The 22486-nt window shown below is 55.1% G+C and carries 19 protein-coding genes; 9 read left to right on the forward strand and 10 right to left on the reverse strand.

All coding sequences use genetic code 11. The annotated features are described in order from the left end of the window. Nucleotides 1-24: 24 nt before the first annotated feature. A complete protein-coding gene (locus P1X16_RS20150; protein ID WP_277232862.1) occupies nt 25-741 on the reverse strand; it encodes a 3-ketoacyl-ACP reductase in 717 nt (238 codons plus the stop codon). Between the two features lie 743 nt (nt 742-1484). Here P1X16_RS20150 and P1X16_RS20155 point away from each other — a divergent pair. Further along, on the forward strand, nt 1485-2531 hold the full coding sequence (locus tag P1X16_RS20155) for a hypothetical protein (protein WP_277232864.1): 1047 nt from the start codon (nt 1485-1487) through the stop codon (nt 2529-2531). 174 nt (nt 2532-2705) lie between these two features. After that, on the forward strand, nt 2706-4556 hold the full coding sequence (locus tag P1X16_RS20160; protein ID WP_277232866.1) for a DUF885 domain-containing protein: 1851 nt from the start codon (nt 2706-2708) through the stop codon (nt 4554-4556). A gap of 80 nt (nt 4557-4636) precedes the next feature. On the opposite strand, the gene P1X16_RS20165 is transcribed toward P1X16_RS20160, so the two are convergent. After that, on the reverse strand, nt 4637-5503 hold the full coding sequence (locus P1X16_RS20165; RefSeq protein WP_277232868.1) for an aldo/keto reductase: 867 nt from the start codon (nt 5501-5503) through the stop codon (nt 4637-4639). Nucleotides 5504-5771: 268 nt separating this feature from the next. Here P1X16_RS20165 and P1X16_RS20170 point away from each other — a divergent pair, with 268 nt between their 5' ends. Beyond that, nucleotides 5772-6422 (forward strand): flavin reductase, encoded by a 651-nt coding sequence (locus tag P1X16_RS20170; RefSeq protein ID WP_277232870.1) that lies wholly within the window; start codon nt 5772-5774, stop codon nt 6420-6422. 71 nt (nt 6423-6493) lie between these two features. Here P1X16_RS20170 and P1X16_RS20175 read toward each other — a convergent pair whose 3' ends face one another. Next, nucleotides 6494-9703, reverse strand: coding sequence for a carboxypeptidase regulatory-like domain-containing protein (locus P1X16_RS20175; RefSeq protein ID WP_277232872.1), 3210 nt, complete (start codon nt 9701-9703; stop codon nt 6494-6496). 453 nt (nt 9704-10156) lie between these two features. On the opposite strand from P1X16_RS20175, the gene P1X16_RS20180 reads away from it, so the two are divergent. Then, a complete protein-coding gene (locus P1X16_RS20180; RefSeq protein WP_277232875.1) occupies nt 10157-10660 on the forward strand; it encodes a DUF4126 family protein in 504 nt (167 codons plus the stop codon). A 72-nt stretch (nt 10661-10732) separates the two neighbouring features. Here the strand turns inward: P1X16_RS20180 and P1X16_RS20185 are convergent, their stop codons facing one another. From P1X16_RS20185 to P1X16_RS20195, 3 genes are all read right to left on the reverse strand, one after another. Continuing rightward, entirely contained in the window at nt 10733-11053 is a 321-nt protein-coding gene (locus P1X16_RS20185) for a hypothetical protein (RefSeq protein ID WP_277232878.1), read from the reverse strand. 263 nt (nt 11054-11316) lie between these two features. Then, entirely contained in the window at nt 11317-12333 is a 1017-nt protein-coding gene (locus P1X16_RS20190) for an MBL fold metallo-hydrolase (RefSeq protein ID WP_277232881.1), read from the reverse strand. Between the two features lie 109 nt (nt 12334-12442). Further along, nucleotides 12443-14005: an HTTM domain-containing protein gene (locus tag P1X16_RS20195; protein WP_277232883.1), complete on the reverse strand. Its 1563-nt coding sequence runs from the start codon at nt 14003-14005 to the stop codon at nt 12443-12445. A gap of 130 nt (nt 14006-14135) precedes the next feature. Here P1X16_RS20195 and P1X16_RS20200 point away from each other — a divergent pair, with 130 nt between their 5' ends. After that, nucleotides 14136-14726 (forward strand): hypothetical protein, encoded by a 591-nt coding sequence (locus P1X16_RS20200; RefSeq protein ID WP_277232887.1) that lies wholly within the window; start codon nt 14136-14138, stop codon nt 14724-14726. A gap of 327 nt (nt 14727-15053) precedes the next feature. Here P1X16_RS20200 and P1X16_RS20205 read toward each other — a convergent pair whose 3' ends face one another. Both P1X16_RS20205 and P1X16_RS20210 read right to left on the reverse strand, forming a co-directional pair. Continuing rightward, nucleotides 15054-15476: a hypothetical protein gene (locus P1X16_RS20205; protein WP_277232890.1), complete on the reverse strand. Its 423-nt coding sequence runs from the start codon at nt 15474-15476 to the stop codon at nt 15054-15056. 110 nt (nt 15477-15586) lie between these two features. Then, on the reverse strand, nt 15587-16504 hold the full coding sequence (locus P1X16_RS20210) for a hypothetical protein (protein ID WP_277232891.1): 918 nt from the start codon (nt 16502-16504) through the stop codon (nt 15587-15589). A gap of 331 nt (nt 16505-16835) precedes the next feature. Between P1X16_RS20210 and P1X16_RS20215 the strand changes: the two genes are divergently transcribed. From P1X16_RS20215 to P1X16_RS20225, 3 genes are all read left to right on the forward strand, one after another. Further along, nucleotides 16836-17240, forward strand: coding sequence for a thiol-disulfide oxidoreductase DCC family protein (locus P1X16_RS20215; RefSeq protein ID WP_277232893.1), 405 nt, complete (start codon nt 16836-16838; stop codon nt 17238-17240). Between the two features lie 49 nt (nt 17241-17289). Continuing rightward, the gene (locus tag P1X16_RS20220; protein ID WP_277232895.1) at nt 17290-18294 is read left to right on the forward strand and encodes a zinc-binding dehydrogenase; all 1005 of its coding nucleotides are present in this window, start codon (nt 17290-17292) and stop codon (nt 18292-18294) included. A 121-nt stretch (nt 18295-18415) separates the two neighbouring features. Next, nucleotides 18416-18697: a hypothetical protein gene (locus P1X16_RS20225; RefSeq protein WP_277232897.1), complete on the forward strand. Its 282-nt coding sequence runs from the start codon at nt 18416-18418 to the stop codon at nt 18695-18697. Nucleotides 18698-18784: 87 nt separating this feature from the next. Here P1X16_RS20225 and P1X16_RS20230 read toward each other — a convergent pair whose 3' ends face one another. Together P1X16_RS20230 and rfaD are read right to left on the reverse strand one after the other, a co-directional pair. Then, on the reverse strand, nt 18785-20164 hold the full coding sequence (locus P1X16_RS20230; RefSeq protein ID WP_277232899.1) for an FAD/NAD(P)-binding protein: 1380 nt from the start codon (nt 20162-20164) through the stop codon (nt 18785-18787). Nucleotides 20165-20395: 231 nt separating this feature from the next. Next, nucleotides 20396-21364 (reverse strand): ADP-glyceromanno-heptose 6-epimerase, encoded by a 969-nt coding sequence (rfaD, locus tag P1X16_RS20235; RefSeq protein ID WP_277232902.1) that lies wholly within the window; start codon nt 21362-21364, stop codon nt 20396-20398. Nucleotides 21365-21548: 184 nt separating this feature from the next. Here rfaD and P1X16_RS20240 point away from each other — a divergent pair, with 184 nt between their 5' ends. Next, entirely contained in the window at nt 21549-22478 is a 930-nt protein-coding gene (locus tag P1X16_RS20240; protein ID WP_277232904.1) for a helical backbone metal receptor, read from the forward strand. Nucleotides 22479-22486 lie beyond the last annotated feature (8 nt).

Here is a 22486-nt window from a genome sequence, read left to right on the forward strand (position 1 = left end):
GGCCTTTTTTGTTAGTCAAATCACCTACGGGTTGGTGCTCCACATCCCGGCTTCCTTGATGAAGATGCGGCGGTTGAGCTTGAGCTGCGACACCACAAACTCGGCTAGGTCCTCGGGCTGCATCACCTTGTCGGGGTTGCCGTCGGTGAGCTTGTTGCTGATGGCCAACTCGGTGGCTACGGTACTTGGCGTAAGAGCAGACACCCGGATGTTGTGCTTGCGCACTTCTTGCATCAGGGACTCGGTAAGGCCCATCACCGCGAATTTAGAAGCACTGTAGGCGCTGGTAGTAGCCGCACCCCGCAAGCCAGCAGTAGAGGAGATGTTGATAATGTCGCCGGTTTCGCGCGCTATCATGCCTGGTAGCACGGCGCGGGTGGCGTAATACGTACCGAACAGATTCACCTGCACGATTTGCTCCCACTCGGTGGGGTCCATATCAACAAGCTTGGCGAAGGTACCGATGCCCGCATTGTTGATGAGGATGTCGATGGTGCCGAGTGCAGCTTCGGCTTGGGCTACGGCGGCTTCCACGGCGGCCCGGTTGGCTACGTCGGCCGTTACGATGGCAGTTTTCACGCCTAGAGCTTCAATTTCCTGCGCAACTTGTTGCAGTTGAGCTTCGGTGCGCGCGAGCAACGCCACATTTACACCTTCCTGGGCTAAGGCAATAGCTATAGCCCGACCGATGCCCTTGCCGGCGCCCGTTACAAGGGCATTTTTTCCGGTTATTGATTCCATGAGGAAATGCTTGAGAGGTAAATTAGAAAAGCTTCTATAACCAATCTACTCCGAAACAGTTATCTTGTTCTAGTATCTTGTGGTTAGAGCAATGGACTGCAACGTATTACTGCTCAAGGAGTGCCATTGCAAGCAGCGCTTTTGACTTTTTTATTGTCCACGGAAAAAGTGTTGGATAAGGCAACCGCCTAGCTTTTTAAAAATACAGTCGAGATTTATATTGGGAAAGGTTAGCCCAACAATTAGCCCTACTATCTCCGCTTCGTCTGCTGGATTTTATCTAGAAAAATCAGACGATACTTCTATAGAATTGAATTTTTTATTGTATTGATTTTCTTGGATTATTATAATATAATAATGCCCCATTGTCATCTATTAGATAAATGACTTAAAATATTATAATCATTATAAATTGGATTGAATTATTTCAATTTATATGTATCTAGCTGTATCTGTGCAGTTTAGGCATCATAAACTTGTAGTAAGCGTAATTTGCCGAAGAATTAAGTCCTGCTTCGTCAAACACAATTACTATGAAAACGACCTTACTCACTGTCTTTTTAGCTTTCTTTTGCCTGTTTGGCTCTGTGGTGGAGTCGAGGGCACAGGGGCCACAGACGCCATTAATAACATACACATCAAAGGCGAGTGGCACTTGGACTGATGCCAACATTTGGGAGGCAAGGGATGAAAGAAACCGCCTCATCCCTAATGTTCATCCTGTTTCTGATGCTAACAATATTGTGAACGTTGTACACCCTATTGTTCTTGACGTAGATTATACCGTATCTGGTCGGGATGGTAGGCTGGTTGTAGGGGCGAATGGTTCGCTGGCTCATAATGGTCGATACACGTTGTCAATTGGAGAAAAAGCAACTCCTGCTGGCGGGAATGCTCAATTACGCATTGAAGTAGTAAAGCACACCTCTGCTACCGACCTACCTCTGAACCTCTACAAACTGGAGTTTTATAAGGCAGAGGGAATAATTGATGCTCCTATCCAAACAGCTTCGTGCTTAACATTTAGCAATAATACCGACATGGTTATCTCCTCCTCGTTGGAGGTCAAAGGCAATTTGAACGTTACGCAGGGCAACAGTAGTATCAATGCGGGCTTTCCTGCGCAAGGTTCACTCCGGGTAACAGGCCGAGTGCTTGGTAACCCGAATGCTTTGCGTAACCTCAATTTTGCTAATGTTATAGTAGATGGGGTGAATATTGATTGCGAGGCGCTGGCGCCTCTACCCGTGGAGCTAGTGAGCTTCAGTGCCAAGTACGACAACAAGCAGGTGGTAGTCCGTTGGGCTACGGCATCGGAGAAGGATGCTGCCAATTTCTCGGTAGAGCGTTCTTCTGATGGCAAAAACTTCAGCTCCGTGGCCTTGGTACCGGCTGCTGGCACCTCTGCTGCCCGCCGCGAGTACGAAGCAGTTGACCATAGCATGCGCAGCGGGCTTAATTACTACCGCCTAAAGCAAACCGACCTCGACGGCACTTTCACGTACTCGCAGGTGATTCCGGTGCAAGTAGGAGAGACGGCGCAACAGCTAGAAGCATATGGCAGCCAAGGCAGCCTCAACATTGTCATGCAGACGCCCGGTACGTTGCAGCAACTGCGGGTGCTCGATGCTATGGGCCGGGTGCTTTACACGGAAACGTTGTCTGACGGTGCTACTGGCCTCGTGACGCGCACAGTGCCCATGACGGGTGGCGCAGAAAACCGCGTGTATATGGTGCAAGCTGTTACGTCGCAGGGAGTAGTAAACAAGAAATTCATGACCGTCAACTAAGAAGGAACTAACATCTTTTGTTAAAAGCCTGAACCCTAAAAAGCCCGTGAGGATGTCCCTTACGGGCTTTTTAGGGTTTTAGCCGAAAGGATAGGGCGAGGCGAATGTTTAGTTGTTCTGTGAACCGCGCAAACCCCTTACCTTTTGGCTTCGAAACCTTGTTGTACTTTCTACATGAAGAAGTTTGCCTTTACTGGCCTGCTGGCCGTGACCTTGCTAGGCGCTTGCAACCAGCAAAAACCCGCTGCCGATGGCAGCACGCCCATTGAAACCGACGTGGCCAAAATCAAGAACTTGCCGGACCTTTTTGCCGGGTATTGGGAAGAGCAGGCCCGCCTGTTTCCGCTCGACGCCACCACCCAGGGCGACAACCGCTACAACGACCAACTCCCCAACGACCAAACGCGCGCCTTTCGCCAGCAGGTTCAGACCTTCTACCAGAAGTACCTGGATGGCCTCAAGAAATTTGACCGCGAGAAACTGTCGGAAAACGACAAAATCAGCTACGACATCTTTCAGTACGACCTCGAAACCAAGCTGGAGGGGCTGAAGCTGAACACCTGGATGATGCCGTTTCAGCAGTTTTGGGGCCTGCCTATCACCATGGGACAATATGGCTCGGGCGAGGGCATACAACCTTTCAAAACGGCTAAGGACTACGACAACTGGCTTGGCCGGGTACGTGGGTTCTCGGTGTGGGGCGATTCGGCTATTGCCAATTTCCGGCAGGGTATGAAGGCCGGGGTGGTGCTACCCAAAGCGCTGGTGCAAAAGATGATTCCGCAAATGCGCGACTTGGTGGTGACCGACCCGACCAAGAGCTTGTTCTACGGTCCCATCAACCGGTTCCCGAAAGAAGTATCGGCGGAAGATCAGCAGCGCATTACGGCTGAATACAAGAAGGCCATCCTGGAGGAACTGGTGCCTACGTACCAGAAGCTCGGCAACTTCCTCGAGAAGGAGTATCTGCCCCAAGCTCGACCCACTACTGGTATTTCGGCGGTGCCCGGCGGGCCAGAAATCTACCGCTACTACGTAAAGAACTGGACCACCACCGACAAAACGCCGGAGGAAATCTACCAGACGGGTTTAGCTGAGGTGAAGCGTATCCGCACCGAAATGGAGAAGGTAAAAGCACAAGTCGGCTTCAAGGGTGACTTGAAAGCTTTCTTCGCCTCGCTGAAGACTGACCCCAAGCTGATGCCTTACCAAAAGCCCGAAGACGTGCTCAACGCCTTCCGCACAATTCAGGCTAAAATCACGCCCAACCTGCCCAAGATGTTTGGGCGCACGCCCAAGACGCCGTTTGAAATCCGGCAGACGGAGGCCTTCCGCGCCGCCTCGGCCTCAGCCGAATACAACCAAGGTAGCCCCGACGGATCCCGGCCGGGCATCTTCTACATTCCGATTGTCGATGCCAAGACGTTCAACGTGACGTCGGGTATGGAGTCGTTGTTTTTGCACGAAGCCATTCCCGGCCACCACTACCAGATTTCGCTGCAACAGGAAAACGAGAATCTACCGAAGTTCCGCCGGTTTGCTTGGTACGGGGCCATGGGCGAAGGCTGGGCGCTGTATACTGAAAGCCTAGGCAAAGAGCTAGGCCTCTACACCGACCCTTACCAGTACATGGGTGCCCTCGGCGACGAGATGCACCGCGCCGTGCGCCTGGTAGTCGATGTGGCCATGCACACCAAAAACATGACCCGCGAGCAGGCCATTGCCTATATGATGGAAAACGAAGCCATCAGCGAGGAAGGTGCTACAGCCGAAATTGAACGGTACATGGCCATTCCGGGGCAGGCGTTGAGCTATAAGATTGGGGCCTTGAAGATTCGGGAGCTGCGCGAAAAGTACCAGAAGCAGCTTGGGCCTCAAAAGAACAAGCTACGCGAACAGTACGCCGGCCAAAACAAAGAGCACTTCCACCTGGCCGACTTCCACGATGAGCTGCTGAAAGATGGGGTCATGCCTCTCTCGGTGCTGGAGCGCAAAATGGATACCTGGGCATACGGGCAGCGGTAATACGCCCTGTACTTAGCAAAAAAGGGTCTTGTTTCTGCTAATAGAAACAAGACCCTTTTTATTGTAGCTACTTGCCTACTTTAAGCAGGATTGAGCGAATCTAGCTCGCTCATGTCTTCCGGCGAAAGCGCAATGGATGCAGCTTGCATGTTCTCTTCGAGGTGCTTCACTTTCGAGGTGCCAGGAATGAGCAGAATGTTGGGGGCGCGGTGCAACAGCCAGCTCAGGGCCACTTGCTGTTTAGTGGCGTTGTATTTCTGGCCGATCTGCGTGAGCTTGTCGAGGGCTTGGGTGTTGCCACCACTCAGCGGGTACCACGGAATGAACGCAATACCGTTCTGCTCGGTGAAGTTGAGTTCTGCCTCCCATTTGCGGTTGTCGACGCTGTACATGTTCTGCACCGATACCACCTTCACGTACTCCTGAGCCTTTTGGATTTGCTCGACCGTTACTTCCGACAAGCCGATGTGCTTCACCAAGCCTTCTTCCTGCGCTTGCTGCAAGAATTCCAGCGTTTGCTCGAAAGGTACTTCTGGATCGATGCGGTGCAGCTGATACAAGTCAATCTGGTCGAGCTTCAGGCGTTTCAGGCTGCCTTCCAGGGCTTCGCGCAGGTGGTTGGGGCTGGCATCAATGGGCCATTGGTTGGGGCCGGTACGCAGCAGTCCGCCTTTGGTTGCAATCAGCAGGCCCTCCCGATACGGATGCAGTGCCTCCGCAATCAGCTCCTCCGATACGTTGGGGCCATAGCTGTCGGCGGTGTCGATGAAGTTGACACCTAGTTCCACCGCCCGCTGTAGCACCCGGATAGATTCGTCGTGGTCTTGGGGTGGGCCCCAGATACCGTCGCCGGTAATGCGCATGGCGCCGTAGCCCATGCGGTTCACTGTAATATCGCCGCCTAAAGAGTAAGTGGCGTCGAAAGAAGTTTCAGTTGCGTTGGCCATTTTAAGGTCGAGGTTAGATGAAATGCGTAAGATCTACTAACGAAACTTGCGGGCCTTGGGTGACGCATAAGCAGGAATTCAGCTGCCCGAACAGCCCACGGCCTTTGTTAAACCTTTGTATGCTGGTTTTGCTTTTTTGCAGGCCACAATTCAATTCGTAGTTGCGTCTGTAGGAGCTGCGGCATTCTCCTTCCCGAAAGAGTTTTGCTTGCTCCACTCAGCTTTTGCCCTTTTCGGCCTTGTGCCGGCTTACCATTTCACCTTCTGTATGCGCCACATTACCCCCGCCGACCTTCAGGCTTTCGAGAAGGTGTATCGTCTCAACCTCATCAACGCCCTGCCCGGCTACAAGCCCACCAACCTGATTGGTACCGCCGATGCGGACGGCTTTACCAACCTGGCTATTTTCAGTTCGGTTATTCATTTGGGGTCGGCGCCGGCGGTGCTGGGTATTGTTACGCGGCCCACCACGGTGCCGCGCCATACCTACCAGAACCTGAAAACCACCGGTTGCTTCACCATCAACCACGTGCACGCCGGGTTCGTGGCGCAGGCGCACTATACCTCCGCCGACTTCCCCGCCGACCAATCCGAGTTCGAGCAGTGCCACTTCACACCCGAGTTCCGCGAAGATTTTCCGGCGCCTTACGCCGCCGAAAGCAAGATTAGCATCGGGCTGCGGCTCAAGGAAGAGCTACCCATTCATAACGGCACGGTGCTGATAGTAGGCACCGTCGAGCACATCTACCTTCCCGAGAACGTGCTGCTCCCCGATGGTACTCTCGACCTGCCCGCCGTTGACGATGTGTGTGTGTCTGGCCTCGATACCTATTACCGGGCCTCGCCGGTGGGTGCTTTTGCCTATGCCCGGCCGGGGCAGGGGCCGCAAGTGAAACCGGCACCCGCCAGCAAGGAGTAGCCCCCTACTTAAACCACACAAAAAAGCCCCGGAGCAAGCTGCGCCGGGGCTTTTTTAGGAATAGGCTCGTCTTAATCGAAGATGTAGCGCAAACCCACCTGAGCGCGCCAGCGGCTGTTCAGGTCGGTGTTGTTGATGAAGGTTTGGTTGCCACCGCGGAACTGGTAGATGGGCGCGTCGGGAGCAGAGGGCAGGTAGCTGGTTTCAATGAAGCGGTTGTTAGCATACACGCGCCGCACGCCCCAATCCGAGTTAAGCAGGTTGCCAAGGTTCTGCACGTCGAGGCTCAGTTGTAGCGTGTGTTTCCGCTCGCCGGTTTTCACCGAGAAGTCCTGGAGTATCCGGGCATCGAGTTGCGTGTACCAGGGGCTGATGGCGCCGTTGCGCTCGGTATAACCACCACGGCGGTTCGATAGGTAGTCGTCCTGGTTGATGTAAGCATTTAACTGCTCCCACTGCTGCGCAGCCGTCACGAGCACGTTACCGCTCTGGTCGCGGATGTCCACCAAGTTGATTTGGTCGCGGGAGGCGGGCACAAACAACAGGTCGTTGCCAGGGATGCCGTCGCGGTTCAGGTCGCCGGCATAGGTGTAGGAGAAGCGGTTGCCTTGCGCCGCCTCAAAGAAGAAGCTGATGGTGGTGGCCAATCGGTCATCGGCATAAGCGAAGCGCTTGCCAGCCGCTCCAATAACGCGGTGCCGCAAGCCAAAGTCGCTGTACGCCAGTTGCGGATTGTTGGCATTGCCAACCACAGGGTTACGCTGGTAGGCATCGGCCGCAATTTCGCCGGGGTTCGACGTCACATCTTTGGCCTTCGTGTAGGTATAGGCGGCTTGCACGTACAGCCCATTGTCGAAGTCTTTCTTTAGTTGCCCAGTCAGATTGTACTGAAAGCCTTTGTTGGTGTTTTCCAATACAATCACGCCGGCATCCAGGAAGCTAAACTGCCCGTCGGGACCGGTGAAGCCCGGCGTAATCCGCGGGCCTGCCGTGGGGTAAATCAAGCGGTTGTCGGCGCCTGCCAGCTGCTGGGTAGGCGTCACGAAGTTGTAGTTGCGGTGAATGGCTGCGTTGCGGTCCTTGGAATAAATGCCTTCCAGCGTAGCCACAATGCCGCCCGGCAGCTCTTGGTCGATAGCCAAGTTGGAGCGCCACACCTGCGGAAACTTAAAGTCGCGGGCCGTGCCGTTGATCTGGAACGTGTAACCGTTGGGGTCGAACTGCGAGTTAGAGGCTTGGTTGCTGATCCACACAAACGGAATGCGACCGGTGAAAATGCCCGTACCGCCCCGAATTTGGGTGGTGAGGTCGTTTTCGATGGCGTAGTTGAAGCCTAGCCGCGGCGAGAAGAGTGGGGTTGCCTTCGGAAACTTGGTTACGTCAACTTGCGTCGGCCGGCCTTCGGAATCAAGCAGGGGTGCGGCGGCAATTTGCGGGTTGGGCGCTACGTCGGTGTTGTAGATGGGCATGTCGGCCCGTACACCGAGCGTCAGCTTGAAGGCAGGCGTCACGTTCCATTCGTCTTGCGCATACAAGGCAAGTTGCGCCACGTTCACGTCCACCGATTTCACCCGGTTGCGGCCGCCAGCGGCGGCTACAGCGTTGAGGTCCACAAAAGCTGGGTTTGAGCGGTCCGTCACCTGGAAGAACCGGTCCACATCTATCCCCCCGAAGAAGGGGTAGCCGTAGCGAGCTAGGTTGAAGTCGTTGACGAAGTTGAATTGCTCGTACGTGACGCCGGCCGTCAGCACGTGGGCTCCAGCAAAATAGCTCAGGTTGTCGGTGAATTGCAGGATGTTCTGGTCGAGCCGGTTCTCGGCCGAAAACTGCTCGGTGCCCACGGTCACATACGTAGTGCCGTTGCGGGTAATGTCGAGCATGGGGAAAAGCGGGGCATTGGGCAGCTCGCGGTAGTCACGGAAGGCCGAGAAGCTAAGCTGCGCTTTGTTGCTGAACTTCTCGCCAAAGCGCGAGTTCAACTCACCCACCACGGAGTTCAGGTCGTTGTTGATGGTGTAGCCCGAATTAGAGTATTGCAGCGTATTCACGCCTTGCACCCGCGAAGAAGGCGCAATGGCAATAGGGTGGGGCCCCTGCTCACGGTAGCTTTTCAAGTAGTTGTAGCGCAGGGAGAAGGTGTTCTTGGCGTTGATGTTCCAGTCGAACTTCACCAGAAACTTGTCGCTGTAGGTGCGGTAGGTGAAGCCCTGGTACGAACCAGGGTCGTAGCCGTAAGTGTCAATCAGGCGCTGCCGGATGGCAATCAAGTCACTTTCCAGCACCCGGCTCACCCCATTGGCCGAGCCGTTGAGGGCTGCTTGCGCCTCGGTGGGGCTGCTGGCGGGCCGGAACGTCAGGCCGGGGTCATCGCGCCGCGTGATTTCGGCGTTGGTGAAGAAGAACAGCTTGTTTTTAAGGATGGGGCCACCGAGCGCGAAGCCCGTTTGGTTGAATTTCAGGTCCGGGTTCGTAATTTTTACGTCCCCAACTTTCTCGCCAATCAGGCTTTCGTTGCGCAGAAAGGTGTATACCGTGCCTTTGAAATCGTTGGTACCGCTCTTGGTTACGGCATTCACCCCGGCGCCGGTAAAGCCGCCCTGCCGCACATCGTACGGCGCCAAGCTTACTTCCAGCTGCTCAATAGCATCCAGCGACACCGGTTGCGAGTTGGTTTGGCCACCCGGTGTGGGAGCATCAAGGCCAAACGAGTTGTTGAAGATAGAGCCGTCGAGCGAGAAGTTGTTGTAGAGCGTGTTGCGCCCGCCAAAGCTTAGGCCGCTGCTTTGCGGCGTGAGGCGCGTAAAGTCTTCCTGCGAGCGGCTGATGGTAGGCAGCGTCCGGATGGCGTTGTTGTTGATGTTGGTAGAAGCCCCGGTGCGGTCCTTGTTGATTTGGCCGTCGCGGTTGCCTTTCACCACCACTTCCCCCAGCGCTTGGGAGGCATCGGCGAGGGTAACCTTGCTCTCGAAGGTCTTGCCTAGCGCCAGCTGGATACCCGTGTCGGTGTACGTCTGCGAGCCGATAAACGAAACTACCAACTCATAAGGGCCCCCGACGCGCATGTTCAGCAAGTCGTATTGGCCGTTGTCGCGGGTGGTAGTGCCATACTTGGTGCCGGTAGGCAAGTGGGTGGCCACCACGGTGGCACCGGGCAAAGGCTGGCCCTTGCTGTCAAGTACCAATCCTTTCATAGCGGAGGTAGTCACGCCTTGTGCCAACCCAACAAAACTGCTTGAAAGCATAAAGCTTAACAGCAGAAACAGGAGTAGTCTGTTTTTCATACACGGTAGTAAAAGAGCGGTTATTTATCAGAAGTACTTCTTCTGAATTTGACTGCGAAGGTATGTTACGCCTAAATGAATGATGCTTGCATAACATTTTGATAACGTTTAGGAAACATTGAAATGAGTGTGTTGTGCTCGTTTATAATAAGCTAAACAGCTGTTTACGTTAACCTTACTAAATAAAAATACATAGCAAATATCGTATTTGTGCTATGCTGGCTAGGAGTTAAGGCCAACAGCACTGGGTAAGGAAGCCCAGGGTGTTGCGCGTATGCCAAAACGCTTGTTGAAAGCTGGCGCTTGAAATGCTCTGAGAACACTGAGTGAAAGTAAAAAGGCGAAACAGCCGTGTTTGTGCTTCGCTGAAAAAGAAGCAGCCCCAACCTTTGGTCTAAAGTGTCGATTTGCCGTTGAAGGAAGAGCTTTTCTTCCACTGACTTCCTTATCATCATGCAGAAGTATTTTTGGCAAACCGTAGGCTTGGGCGCTCTGGCTGGCTTCCGGAGCATAACCGCCCCAGCACTACTCAGCGACAACCTCAGCAAGTTTAATCCGCGTGCCCTGGCCAATTCGCCTTTGCGGCTGCTGCAAAAGCCTTGGGTGGCGGCCGGCCTCAAACTCATGGCCGCCGGTGAAATGGTGGGCGACAAACTGCCCCAGGCCCCCGACCGTACTTCGCCCCCCATTCTGACGGGCCGCTTACTATCAGGAGCCTTGATTGGTGCCACACTCTACAAAGTCAACCACGACAGCGTCGTTAAAGGGGCCTTGGTAGGCGGTGCCGTAGCAGTAGCCGCTACCTACGGCAGCCTATTCCTGCGCAAAGAATCGGCGGCCCAATCCGGGTTGCCTGTTTCGGTAGTTGGTGGAGTCGAGGATTTGCTGGTGCTTGTAGCCGGGCTGGCCTTATCGAAAGGTACCGATGCTGGTTCGCCGGCTGGCCGGGCGCTGTAGCCTATCGTTAAAACGGAAAAGCCCCGCTGATTCGAAATCGGCGGGGCTTTTGCATTTACTATTAGGCTGAGGCTACTCGGCCTTTCGGGCCGTGCCTTTCACTTCAGGCGACTCTGTTGGAATTTGGCTGGTAGGCGAGCTAACGTCGCCGGGAGCTTGTTGCATACTGCCTGAGCCAGAAGCGGCCTGATCGGCAGCCGACCCTTTGCCAATGGGTTTCTCGACCCGTTCTTGGGATGAAATGCTGTCGCGGTCGGTTTCGTTGGCGGTGGCGGGCGGCATGGTACTAAAGTCTTGCTCGCGAGCAGGGTCTTTGCCGGGTGAATTTTGCGCATCGCAGGCCGAAAGTACTACTATGGCCAGCAGCGCCAGCAAATGGGGAAGACGTTTCATAAGGTATTAGGTTGGATGGTAGACAAAACGAAGGAGACACGAGTGCAAGCCGTTGGGGCAGCACCCGCCGTTTCTGCGAACGTACCGCAAGGCACTGCGGTTGCGGTTTCAGGAAGAGTGCCCCAGCAGTCCCGTCTTCACTGTATGGCTGCCTTCGGTTTATAAGGCACGTAATAAGCGCAGCATGCTGGCACTGAGCCCTAAAAAATATGCCCCGTTTCTCTCCGGGCAGAGAGAAACGGGGCAAGGATACTTCAATTGACCTAGCCTCGGTATATAGTAGACGACGAGTGGGCCTGTTGTTTTTTGGAGCTGGTCTTATAACCAGAAATTTTGTCGCGGTTGCGTGACAGCCAAATACCGCCCGCTACTGCTAGGCCTGCACCAACTAGCCACACCGGCAAGTTAGTAGGCGCCGCTGGTGGTACCGATACCACCCCATTTTCGTTGGCTATGGCAGGATGGCCTACGTAGCGGCCACGAACCGGCACGGCTTTCTCATCGAAGTGCTCGACTAAGTCGGCGAGTTGTTGGCGCAGTTCCGCGCCTTCCATTGGAATGCCGTGGCCGGTGGCTGCCAAGGAAGGCGCCAAACCCGCCAGCAAAGCCACAGAATGACGAGCGTGCTGCCAGTCGGGAGTGAAATAAGCGGGTGGGCCATTCACTTCCTGCTTTTGCGTCCAGGTGGCCAAGCCCGACTCGGCTTCTACCGTCACGAAGGCGTCGCCGGCTACCAGCACGTGGTCATGTTCCCGAAAAAACGAGACGTGGCCCGGCGTATGGCCGGGCGTATGCACCCAGCGCCAACCCGGCAGCTCAGGCACTGTGCCATCGGTGGGCAGCGCGTGTACGCGGGTGCCTAGGTCGATGGGCTTCTTGGGATACAAAAACGACATGGCCGACATAGCGCCGCCCACCGTTGGGTCTGGTGGCGGATACGAAGAGCGGCCTGTGAGGTAAGGCAATTCCAGTGGGTGAGCGTACACCGGCGCATTAGGCCAAACCTTCAGCAAATGCCCTATAGCACCGATGTGGTCGAAGTGGCCGTGGGTGAGCAGGATAGCAGCGGGTGGGTTGTTCTGCCCGAAGATTGCTTCAGCAGAGCGCTGTATTTTTTCGCCCGAACCTGGAAGGCCGGCGTCAATAAGCACCCATGAATCGGTGGGAAGATCAGAGTCGCGCACAAAGTACAGATTCGTAAATACGTCGCGCAGACCCCACAAACCCGCCGTAACGTGTTGGAGCGCGGGGGTGCTGGCGCGGTTGGCTTTGTTGGACATAGTTGTTAGGGTAAGGGTGGAAAATTAACGGCAGTGGAAAGACTGTATCAATTAGCAAAGCTTATTGCCACACACGCCGCTCATAGCGAAGCCAAAGCAACCCAAGAGGCTAGTTTGGTTTAGCAGTTGCGGTGTCGGGCGTGGTAGGAGGGGGCAGTTCGGCGTCGCAGCCGCAGAGCACCTCCCGCGTCGGAGTTGGTACTTTGTAGTCAGGCAACGACACCTCTTTCATGTAGATAACGTCGAGGTGGCGCAGGGGCGGGTGCGACGGATTTTCACTCCAAATGCGCAATAGGTAATTGCAGTAGTAGGGGCGCATGTAGGTGTTCGAGACAAACAAGTAGTTTTCCGAATACTTACGCCACCGGTCGTTCTTGAACAGCCGCATCACCGACTCCGGCTTCTCGTACGTGGTGGGCGCGCCCTTGCGGTTCAGGTCGAGGTGACGGCCATCGACGGTGGTGCCATCCAAGATGTACCACCCATCATCCTTGAACACGGTAGGCGCAAACATACCCCAGTGCTGATCGACGCGCACCAAGTAGCCTATCCACCGGAATCCTTCGCCCATCGTCCAGCGCGGGTCAACGATATTGTCGAGGTTCCACCAGCATACATATACCAGAATGCCGGTTACGAGGCCATTGCGCATCGCGCGCAGCAACCGGTGAAAACCCTCGGAAAGCTCCATCGAAGACGTGACCTGTACTTTGACGGGGCGCCAAGTAGCCAAGCGGTTTTGCAAAGGAGCCAACCGCGCGGCTACGCGTGGCCCTAACCGCTGCGTGGCCGGCACCAAGCGGCGCTCCAACCACTCCATAGCAACGGGCGGCAGCAAGCCAAGTACCGAGGCCATGTTGATCAGGAAAAACAGGCCCACAAACAACGTCAGGCTAATACCGAGGTGGAAGCCAAACATGATGACCACAAACAGTATGCGCCAGAAAGGCACCCAGAACGGCAAAAACAGCACGAAGGGCAGAAATTTTTCCAGGTAATACGTCATGAAGGTCAGAGCCTTCAGCAAGTCCGGATACGGATAAATGAGCTTTCCGCCAGGCATCAGCACTTGGTCGAGGCTGAGTGCATAATAAATGGCTGTGTACTCTCTGCTCCATTCAGCGCCACTTTTAAGCAGCGCCGTGCACCAGTACACCAGCGCCAGTTGCACTACGTACGCTATAGTAGCAGCACTAAAGTAATGTAGGTCGGTAGGGGCGGGGCGTTTGCGCGCGTCCAAGGAGTAGACGCGGCCCCACGGCAGAAAGAAGCCCCAGAATAGTAGCATTCGGAGTAAATCGTCGCCGCCCTGGGAGATAAGCGGGTTGCGGTTTTGCAACGAAACCAGCAATACCCACGATACGGCCGTAGCCAGCCGGGTTTTGTAGCCTAGCAGCATGGCAACGCCTGCCACGGCGGCTATCAGGAACAGAACCGCCTGTACCTGCCACAAGCCGCTGCTACTGTGCAACGAAAATTCGTAGGGATTCCAGTTGTGCTCGAATAGCACTTGGAGCGGCAGCACTCCCATATTGGAGTAAAGCGCTTCGAGATCTGTACTCCGAATGCCTAAGTCAACTAATACTACGGCCGCCACGGCCACTCGCAACAGAGCTAGGGCGCGCAAATCGAAAACAAAAGGACGACGAAGAACAGTAAGCAGTTGGAGCATAGGTAAGGTAGGGCAACTCAGAGACGGAAAGCCAAAAAAAGGCGGAAAGGCAACCACCGTTTCAGATGATCAGCCTTTCCGCCCTTTCAACCGACTAAAAAAGGTAAGTCGGCATTTCCCTTAGCGGGTAGTGCTGCCGCTGGTAGAGCCTGAAGTAGTACCGCCCGTGGAAGAGCCTGAAGTGCTGCCGCTGGTGCTACGACCTGTGTTTTTGCTGCCAGATTTAGAACGGCTAGTAGTACGGCCTGAAGTAGACGAAGTAGACGAGCCGCTAGTGCTACCCGACGTCATCGAGCCCGAACCAGACGTAGTGCCCGAAGTCATCGAACCGCTGCCGCTAGTAGTACCCGACGTTACCGAGCCGGAAGTGCTGCCCGAGGTCAGCGAACCCGAAGTAGAACCAGCTGTAGTGCCCGAAGTGGTACCGGTGGTAGTGCCCGAGGTAGTACCCGAAGTCAACGAACCAGACGTGGAGCCCGAAGTGGTACCCATAGTCGACGAGCCGCTAGTAGTGCCCGAAGTCATCGAACCGCTGGTGCTACCAGCTGTCATCGAGCCTGAGCCCGACGTAGTACCTGTAGTGGTCGAACCGCTAGTAGTGCGGCCGGCTGTTGTGCCTGAAGTAGAACCGCTTGTGGTACGACCAGCGGTGGTACCTGATGTTGAACCGGTAGTAGAGCCTGAAGTAGAACCCGAAGTGCTACCGCCAGTGGTGGTTTGAGCTAATGCAGATACGCTGGAAGAAGCTACTAGTGCGGCAACGAAAGCGGCGGAGAGGAAGAATGAAGACTTTTTCATAGCTAGGAAAAACAAGGTGGATGTGGAATCAATTAGGTGGAGGGTGGCAATGGGGTCTTCTACGACTATTTAGCTCGTCATGGTTGAAAAATGCAGTTTGAATTAATACTGAATTTTTCTGAGGAAGAAAACAGCGGTAAACACCGGCTGAGCTACCGATTCAGTCCACGTCTACGGGTTTATACGGGGCAAGAGTTACTGATACGTGCGCATAATCAACTCATTGCCCGAATTTTATTGAGTTCTGAGGCTATTGGCCGGTCGTCGAACTGCTGCCAGTTCCGGCGGTAGTACCGCCTGATCCGCCAGCTGCTCCAGTAGTACCACTGGTGCTGCCACTGCCCGTACCCGTCGAAACAGGGCCGTTGCTCATGGTGCCGCCGTTGGTAGTGCTACCCGTGGTGCCAGACGTTGAACTGCCTCCTCCTGCGCCTCCGGCTTCCCCGCCAGCGGCTGCGTCATCACCCTTAGATACATCGCCGGTGCTCATCGAATCCATGGCCGTGTTGGAAGTGCCATTGATATCGGAGCTGCCATTGGCATCGGAATCGGTGGCTACATCACCCGAGCCAGTGCTCGACTCGGAGGCGCTGCCATTGCCGCCACAAGAGCTGAAAGAAAGTGCCGCGCCAAAAAGGGCGGCTGCCAAGAAGTTGAAACGTGGTCTGTACATAAAAAGGAAGGAAAGTGGAAAGATGTGAATAGCACCCTTCTACGAGTCGGCCGCACAGATGGTCCAAAGTTGGAGCCATTTGTGCGGCCGAGCGCAGATTAACAGAACAATCAGGTAGTGCCGCCACCCCCACCGCCGCCGGTGGTGCCGCCGCCCGAAGTAGTGCCACCACCCGAGGTAGTGCCGCCTCCTGAAGTGGTACCACCACCCGACGTGGTGCCACCGGTTGTTGAGCCAGAAGTAGTGCCTGATGTAGTACCGCCGGTAGTTGAACCGCCAGTCGAACCCGAAGTAGTTCCGGTAGTCGAACCAGCTGTAGTGCCTGAAGTCGTGCTGGTCGTTGAGCCAGATGTAGTACCCGAGGTAGTGCCACCTGTCGTGGAGCCTGACGTAGTACCGCCAGTGGTACCCGAAGTAGTTCCGCCCGTTGTGCTACCAGCAGTAGTGCCACCGGTGGTACCGCTTGTGGTACCTGTAGTTGACCCGGCTGTAGTACCTGAAGTGGTTCCAGTCGTTGATCCGGCGGTAGTGCCAGAGGTGGTTCCGGTAGTAGAGCCAGCCGTCGTGCCAGAGGTAGTTCCGGTTGTTGAACCGGCCGTAGTGCCTGATGTAGTGCCGGTAGTGCTACCAGCAGTAGTGCCACTCGTTGTAGTGCCTGATGTGGTAGTTCCGCTCGTAGTGCCCGAGGTTGTACCAGTAGTTGAACCGGCTGTCGTGCCTGCAGTGGTCGTACCACTTGTAGTAGTGCCGGAAGTAGTGGTACCACTAGTTGTACCTGAGGTAGTGGTGCCAGCAGTCGTGCCTGAAGTAGTCGTGCCGCTTGTGGTGGTGCCGCTGGTAGTACCTGATGTGGTAGTACCGCTTGTAGTGCCAGTAGTGGTGCCGGAAGTAGTACCAGATGTGGTTCCGCTAGTGGAACCCGAGGTGGTAGATGGAGTTGTAGTTCCGTCGTCGTCATCGCAGGAGGTCATACCCAACGATAAGCTCAGGATGGCGGCCGGAATGGCCAGGAGCCAGGTTTTTTTCATAGCGCAGAAAGATGTTAAGGTGGCGGAAAACTTCTTTCGCTATACGGGCATACTCTTAATGCAAATGAGTTTATGGGAATGAATTAATACCTATTTTAATATTAAGGATATGAGTAAAAAATGCGTAAACTACTTATAATTCAGATGTTTAAACATAATTATGATCTTAGTACATCTATATAATGTAATATTAAGAAACAGTGAAGTTTAGCTCCCAATTGTCTACCGTCTTTTCGATTATAGAATCCGAACGGCTCGCTGCAGTATACGTACTGCTGCTACCCACTGCTACTTTCTAGCAGATGCTCTTTCTTATAAAATATTGCGCTCTATGGCTTCTACCTCTGCTATTATTCTGTTTGATGGCGTTTGCAACCTCTGCAACGGCTTCGTGCAGTTTGTTATCAATCACGATCCTACGGGCCGATTTCACTTCACGTCTTTGCAGTCGGAGGCCGGACGGAAGCTACTCGCCACGCACGGTCTACCCCCGGTAGTAGAGCCCGAAACCGTGATACTCATCGAGCAAGACCGGGTGTACACGCACTCCACGGCGGCCCTGCGCATCCTGCGGCAGCTAAGCGGGCTGTGGTCGTGGCTGTATGCCGCCATACTAGTACCCCGCCCCATGCGCGATTGGGTATACCGCTTTGTGGCCCGACACCGCTACCAGTGGTTCGGCCACCGCGACGCCTGTATGCTGCCTACACCTGCCCTTCGGCAGCGTTTTTTATAGCTTCGTTTTTTAAACCGCATCCGCAACTTTCTCACCTAGTTTCCAGCTCATGCAAGCTCTTGTTCTTGATGGTATCAATCAAGTAGTTCAATTACGCGAGGTGCCTACGCCCCAGCCTGGCCCGGGGCAGGTGCAAGTGCAGTTGCACGCCGCCGCCCTCAACCACCGCGACGTCTGGATTCAGAAGGGGCAATACGCGGGCCTGAAGTTTCCCATTATTCTAGGAGCTGATGGGGCAGGCATTGTAACGGAAGTAGGCGAGGGCGTCGATCAGAGTTTGCGGGGGCAGGAAGTGCTTATCAATCCTAGTCATAACTGGGGCAACAATCCGGCCGCCCAAGGCCGCGATTTCACCATTTTGGGGCTCCCGCACGATGGCACATTTGCCGAGTATGTATGCGTACCAGCACAGTACGTGCTAGGTAAGCCCGCGCACTTGTCCTTCGAGCAGGCGGCAGCGCTGCCGCTAGGCGGTGTTACTGCTTACCGAGCGCTGTTCACGCGGGCCGCGTTGCAAGCAGGCGAACGAGTCCTGATCAACGGGATAGGAGGGGGCGTGGCCTTGCTAGCTCTGCAAATGGCAATAGCCGCCGGCGCTGAGGTGTGGGTGACGTCGGGCTCGGAAGAGAAGATTGAAAAAGCTGTAGCCCTCGGGGCCAAAGGCGGCATTAGCTACAAAGCCGAGAAGTGGCCTATTACCCTCAGCCAGCAAGCCGGCGGCGGATTCGACGTAGTAGTGGACAGCGCTGGTGGCCCCGGCTTCGGCGACTTACTCGATGCTGCAAATCCTGGCGGCCGGATCGTATTCTACGGTGCTACCAACGGCAACGTGCCCGACTTAGCCGTACGCAAAGTATTCTGGAAGCAGCTTTCCTTGCTTGGATCTACTATGGGTACCGAACAAGATTTCACAGAAATGGTGCGCTTCTTTGAGCAGCACCAACTAGTACCCGTAGTAGATCAAATTTTCCTACTAGGTGAGGGCGAAACGGCCTTGCGCCACATGGAGGATAGCCTTCAGTTTGGCAAAATAGTTTTGAATATAAAGAATTGATATACAGGTCGTTGTATATCATGATAAGGGTTGAAATAATGGCTACTCACGGAATGAAAATACCAGTCAATCTGTTGTAGTCATATAGAAATTCAACCCTGCTTTTAAGACACTTGCTCATATGAAAACGCCCGCTGAATACCTGCAATGCCCGGTTTTTGACCTGACGTATCCTACGGGCGAATCTGCCGAATCGGTGCCTGTAGTAGCCTACAACGATGCGCTTCGCGCCGTAGAAGCTGCCCTCGCCGACGCGGAGAAATACAGATATCTGTTGATGCGCGCCCTGCGCCGCAACAATGCGGCCTACACAGTTGCACCTTCGCTTATACCTGCGTTGCCGGCCGCGCCTGAAGTGCCAGTGCTGCCGCTTTACCCCGACGAAGACGAACTGGCTGCTTAATTGGAACGCTACTACCACCTACGAAAAGACCGGACTCACGAGCCCGGTCTTTCTTTTTATAGCTGCCAAGGCAGAAATAATAAGCCTTTATTGGCTGGCAGCCCAGCGGCAGCCTAGCTCTTGCGCCAGCGCTACAGCTTGCTGGCGCAGCTCCGGCACCGCCGTCGATTCAAAATAGGCTGGTCGACGACTTGGGCCCAAGGTGAAAAACAAGGGAGAAGCTTCCCCAACGGCGTTTAGGAGCGCACCGTGTTCATCGGTAAGAATACCTAGCCGCAGCGGGTCAGGCTGCAGGTGCCCGGCCGACCGCAGCTGAACCACCAGCGGGTCTGGAATACGGGTGTAATCCAGCAGGGGGCCCGTACAGTTGATTACGTGCTGAGGCGTGAGGTAGGTGCTGGTACCTTGCCGCTCGATTTCAACGCGCAGCATATCGCCAGCGGGCTCAATGCCTCGTACTCGGCCGCTTCGCATTTGCAGTTGGCCGGTAGCCATTAGCTCGTGCAGGGCGGCATCGTTTTGGGGCGGGCTTCGGTGCCGCAGCACCGACCACAAAGAAGCTAGGTGCCGTATAAAGCGAGCCTGCTCTACCAACGGCCAAGCCGCCCAAATAACACCTAAGTGAGGCCGCATTGAGTCGAAAACGGCCCGCCAGGGAATGTCCTGCTCGGCTGCCTGCCGAACCTGTTGGCGAACCGCGGCTACCACTTCCCCAACGGTATGCAAGCCTCGTAACTTGGCCTCATAGAAGCTGGGATAAGGCGCGTCATACCACTGATGGCTAACTGGCCACCATTTGTTGCGCGATACCGCTGTAATAAGGCCCCGGTGCCCATCGGCGCGCAGGCCTAGTACCACGTCTACCGCCGTTAGCCCCGAGCCAATAAGCAAGACTTCATCGTCGAGTTCGATGTTGCGTAGTGCGCCTTCGGCCCACGGGTTATTGTGAAAACCTGGGTGGGAGAGGCCATTTCTAGCTACTAGTGGCGGCGGATAGTTGCCAAGGGCCAGCACTACCATGTCGCTCTGGATTTCGGTGCCGTCGGCGAGGCGCACCGTAGCTTTTTGCTGGCTTGATGCCTCCACGCCTACGGCAGCCTGCTGGTGCCACTCAACCCGAAGGCCGTTGGCGGCGGGGCCAGCCAGTATAGAGGCCGTTAAGTCCTGCAGATAGCGCCCGTAGGTCTGGCGGGGGCAAAAATTGTTTTCACAAACCGGCCTCCCTGTTGCGTGCAGCCAGTCGACAAAATGGTTGGGCTGGTCGGGGAAGGCGCTTATGTTGGGAGCCCGCACGTTGAGCAAATGCTCCGGCCGTCGGTCGAGGTAGGCCAAACCGGGCCCTAGCACCGGGCGCGGTTCTACCACATGTACGGTGCCATTTAGCGGCTGGCGCAGGTGCGCCAACTGAATTGCTAACATCGAGCCCGAAAACCCGCCGCCTAAAATTGTAATGGTGCGTTGCTGCAAGACAAAGTAGTTAGGAGTGCAGAGCGCAAAGATGACAGAACCTCAACAACTATGGCGTCTACATAGAACTGCTAGCCCAGCTATGAGTTTCCTGGTTCTGTTTATTCAACTAAAACGACTGTCACTCCGACGCAGGGGAATCTGGTATTACCGTGGAATGGTTAAACTCAGATTCCTCCTGCGTTGGAATGACAGTCGTTCTTGTAGGACAAGAGAGACATTCCGATGCAATTACAGGTAGACACCTGGCACCAGATAGTTGCGCACATAATCTTGCACACCGTCTTCGAGCGAGGTGAAAGGCCGGTCGTAGCCAATGCTGCGCAGCTTGCTCATGTCGGCTTGCGTGAAGTATTGGTACTTGTCGCGGATGTCCTCGGGAGTGTCGCGGAACTGGATGTCGGCGGTGCGGCCAAGGGCTGCGAAGGTGTTCAGGGCCAAGTCCATGAAAGTGCGTGCCTCGCCGGTGCCTAGGTTGTAGATGCCCGACTGCTGGCGGTGGTGCATCAGAAAGTAGCACACTTCCACCACGTCTTTCACATACACAAAGTCGCGCATTTGACCGCCGTCGGTATAGTCGGGGTTGTGCGAGCGAAACAGTACCATTGAGCCAGTCTTTTGAATTTGCTGGAAGGCATGCATGATCACCGACGCCATCCGGCCCTTGTGGTACTCGTTGGGACCGTAGACGTTGAAAAACTTCAATCCAGCCCAGAAGAAAGGCTTTTCTGTTTGATTGACAGCCCAGTTATCGAATTCGTTTTTCGAGTCGCCGTACGGGTTGAGCGGTCGGTAAAGCGGCAGTAGTGCGTCGTCTTGGTCGGAGTAGCCGAGGGTGCCCGAGCCGTAGGTAGCTGCCGACGAAGCGTACACCAGCGGCAACTGGTAGCGGCAGCAGGCCTGCCACATTTGCTTGGAGTAGTTAAGATTCAACAAATCCAGCACGGCCCGGTCTTGCTCGGTGGTATCGGTGCGGGCTCCGAGGTGGAAGATGAATTCCACCTCTTCGTGGTTGGTATCTAGCCAGTCGAAGAACTCGGTGCGGTCCACGTATTCGCGCAAATGCTTGCCTTTGAGATTGGCGAGCTTCTGCTCTACGGCAAAGTTATCCACCACCACGATGTCGTTGAATTTGGCGGCGTTGAGGCGAGTAACAAGGCAGCTAGCAATAAAGCCGGCCGCTCCGGTGACAACTATCATAAGGCAGAGTTTTCACCAAAAGTATCATCAATTTTATTGACTGCCTCCCAAAGCAGTGCCTGGGCTAGCAGAATTCAATGCATACTAGGGCTCTTCACTAAGCAGAAGCCTGCGTGCCGAGCCAACCCGTTTTGACGCCAAAAGCTTCCCGCCGCGGCACTGTCTGGCTCTTACCTTTGCGGCCATGCTTCCCTCACTGCGCCAGTTCCTGAAGTTATTGCCATTGCTTTGGTTGCCAATGGCCTGCCAGCCCGACCGTTCCAGCCCGAACACAACTCCTGGCGCCGCTACCACCCAACCACAAACACAGCAGCTCCGCGACGATCTAGGCCGTCAACTTACCGTGGCCGCTCAGCCGCGCCGCATTATGGCCTTGGCGCCCTCGGCCACCGAAATGTTGTACGCTGTAGCCGACACCGCCACCATCATTGCCCGCACCCAGAACTGCGATTATCCAGCTGCCGTCTTGCGCAAACCCATCGTCAACAGCTATCCGCTGGACATGGAGAAACTTGTGGCCCTGCACCCCGACATCGTGTTTACTGTGGAAGGCATCACCTCCCTCGACGACGCGGCCCGGCTCGCCAGCTTCGGCATTCCGGTTTACTACCAACGGTTCCAGACGCTACCCGACGTGTTCCGCGGACTGCGCGACATGGGGCGCATCCTGCACCGGCAACCCCAAGCCCGCCGCCTAACCGATTCGTTACAAGCAGAGCTAACGGCTATAACCCAAACTGCGCCGCCCAACCAGCAACGGCCGCGCGTACTGGCTATTACATGGCAAGACCCCATTTACGTGTACGGCCAAAACACGCTGTTCACTGATAAAATACGAGTTGCAGGTGGCCAGAATGCCGTAACCGAAAAATTTGCGCAGCCTTATCCAGCCCTCACCCGCGAGTATATTCTGAAGCTAAACCCAGATGTGCTCATCGGTGGCAGCTTTGGCAAGTTGGATAGCACCTTTTTCAAAAACTACCCCGAACTCAAGCGCATCAACGCCTACCAAACGCGCCGCGTGTACGGCATCACCGGCAACCTCATGGAGCGTCCCGGGCCTCGGGTAGTAGAATCGGTCCGTGAACTCCAGCGAATTATAAGCAGCCACTAATACCCATC

The sequence above is a fragment of the Hymenobacter sp. YC55 genome, assembly GCF_029433095.1.
Lineage (GTDB): Bacteria > Bacteroidota > Bacteroidia > Cytophagales > Hymenobacteraceae > Hymenobacter.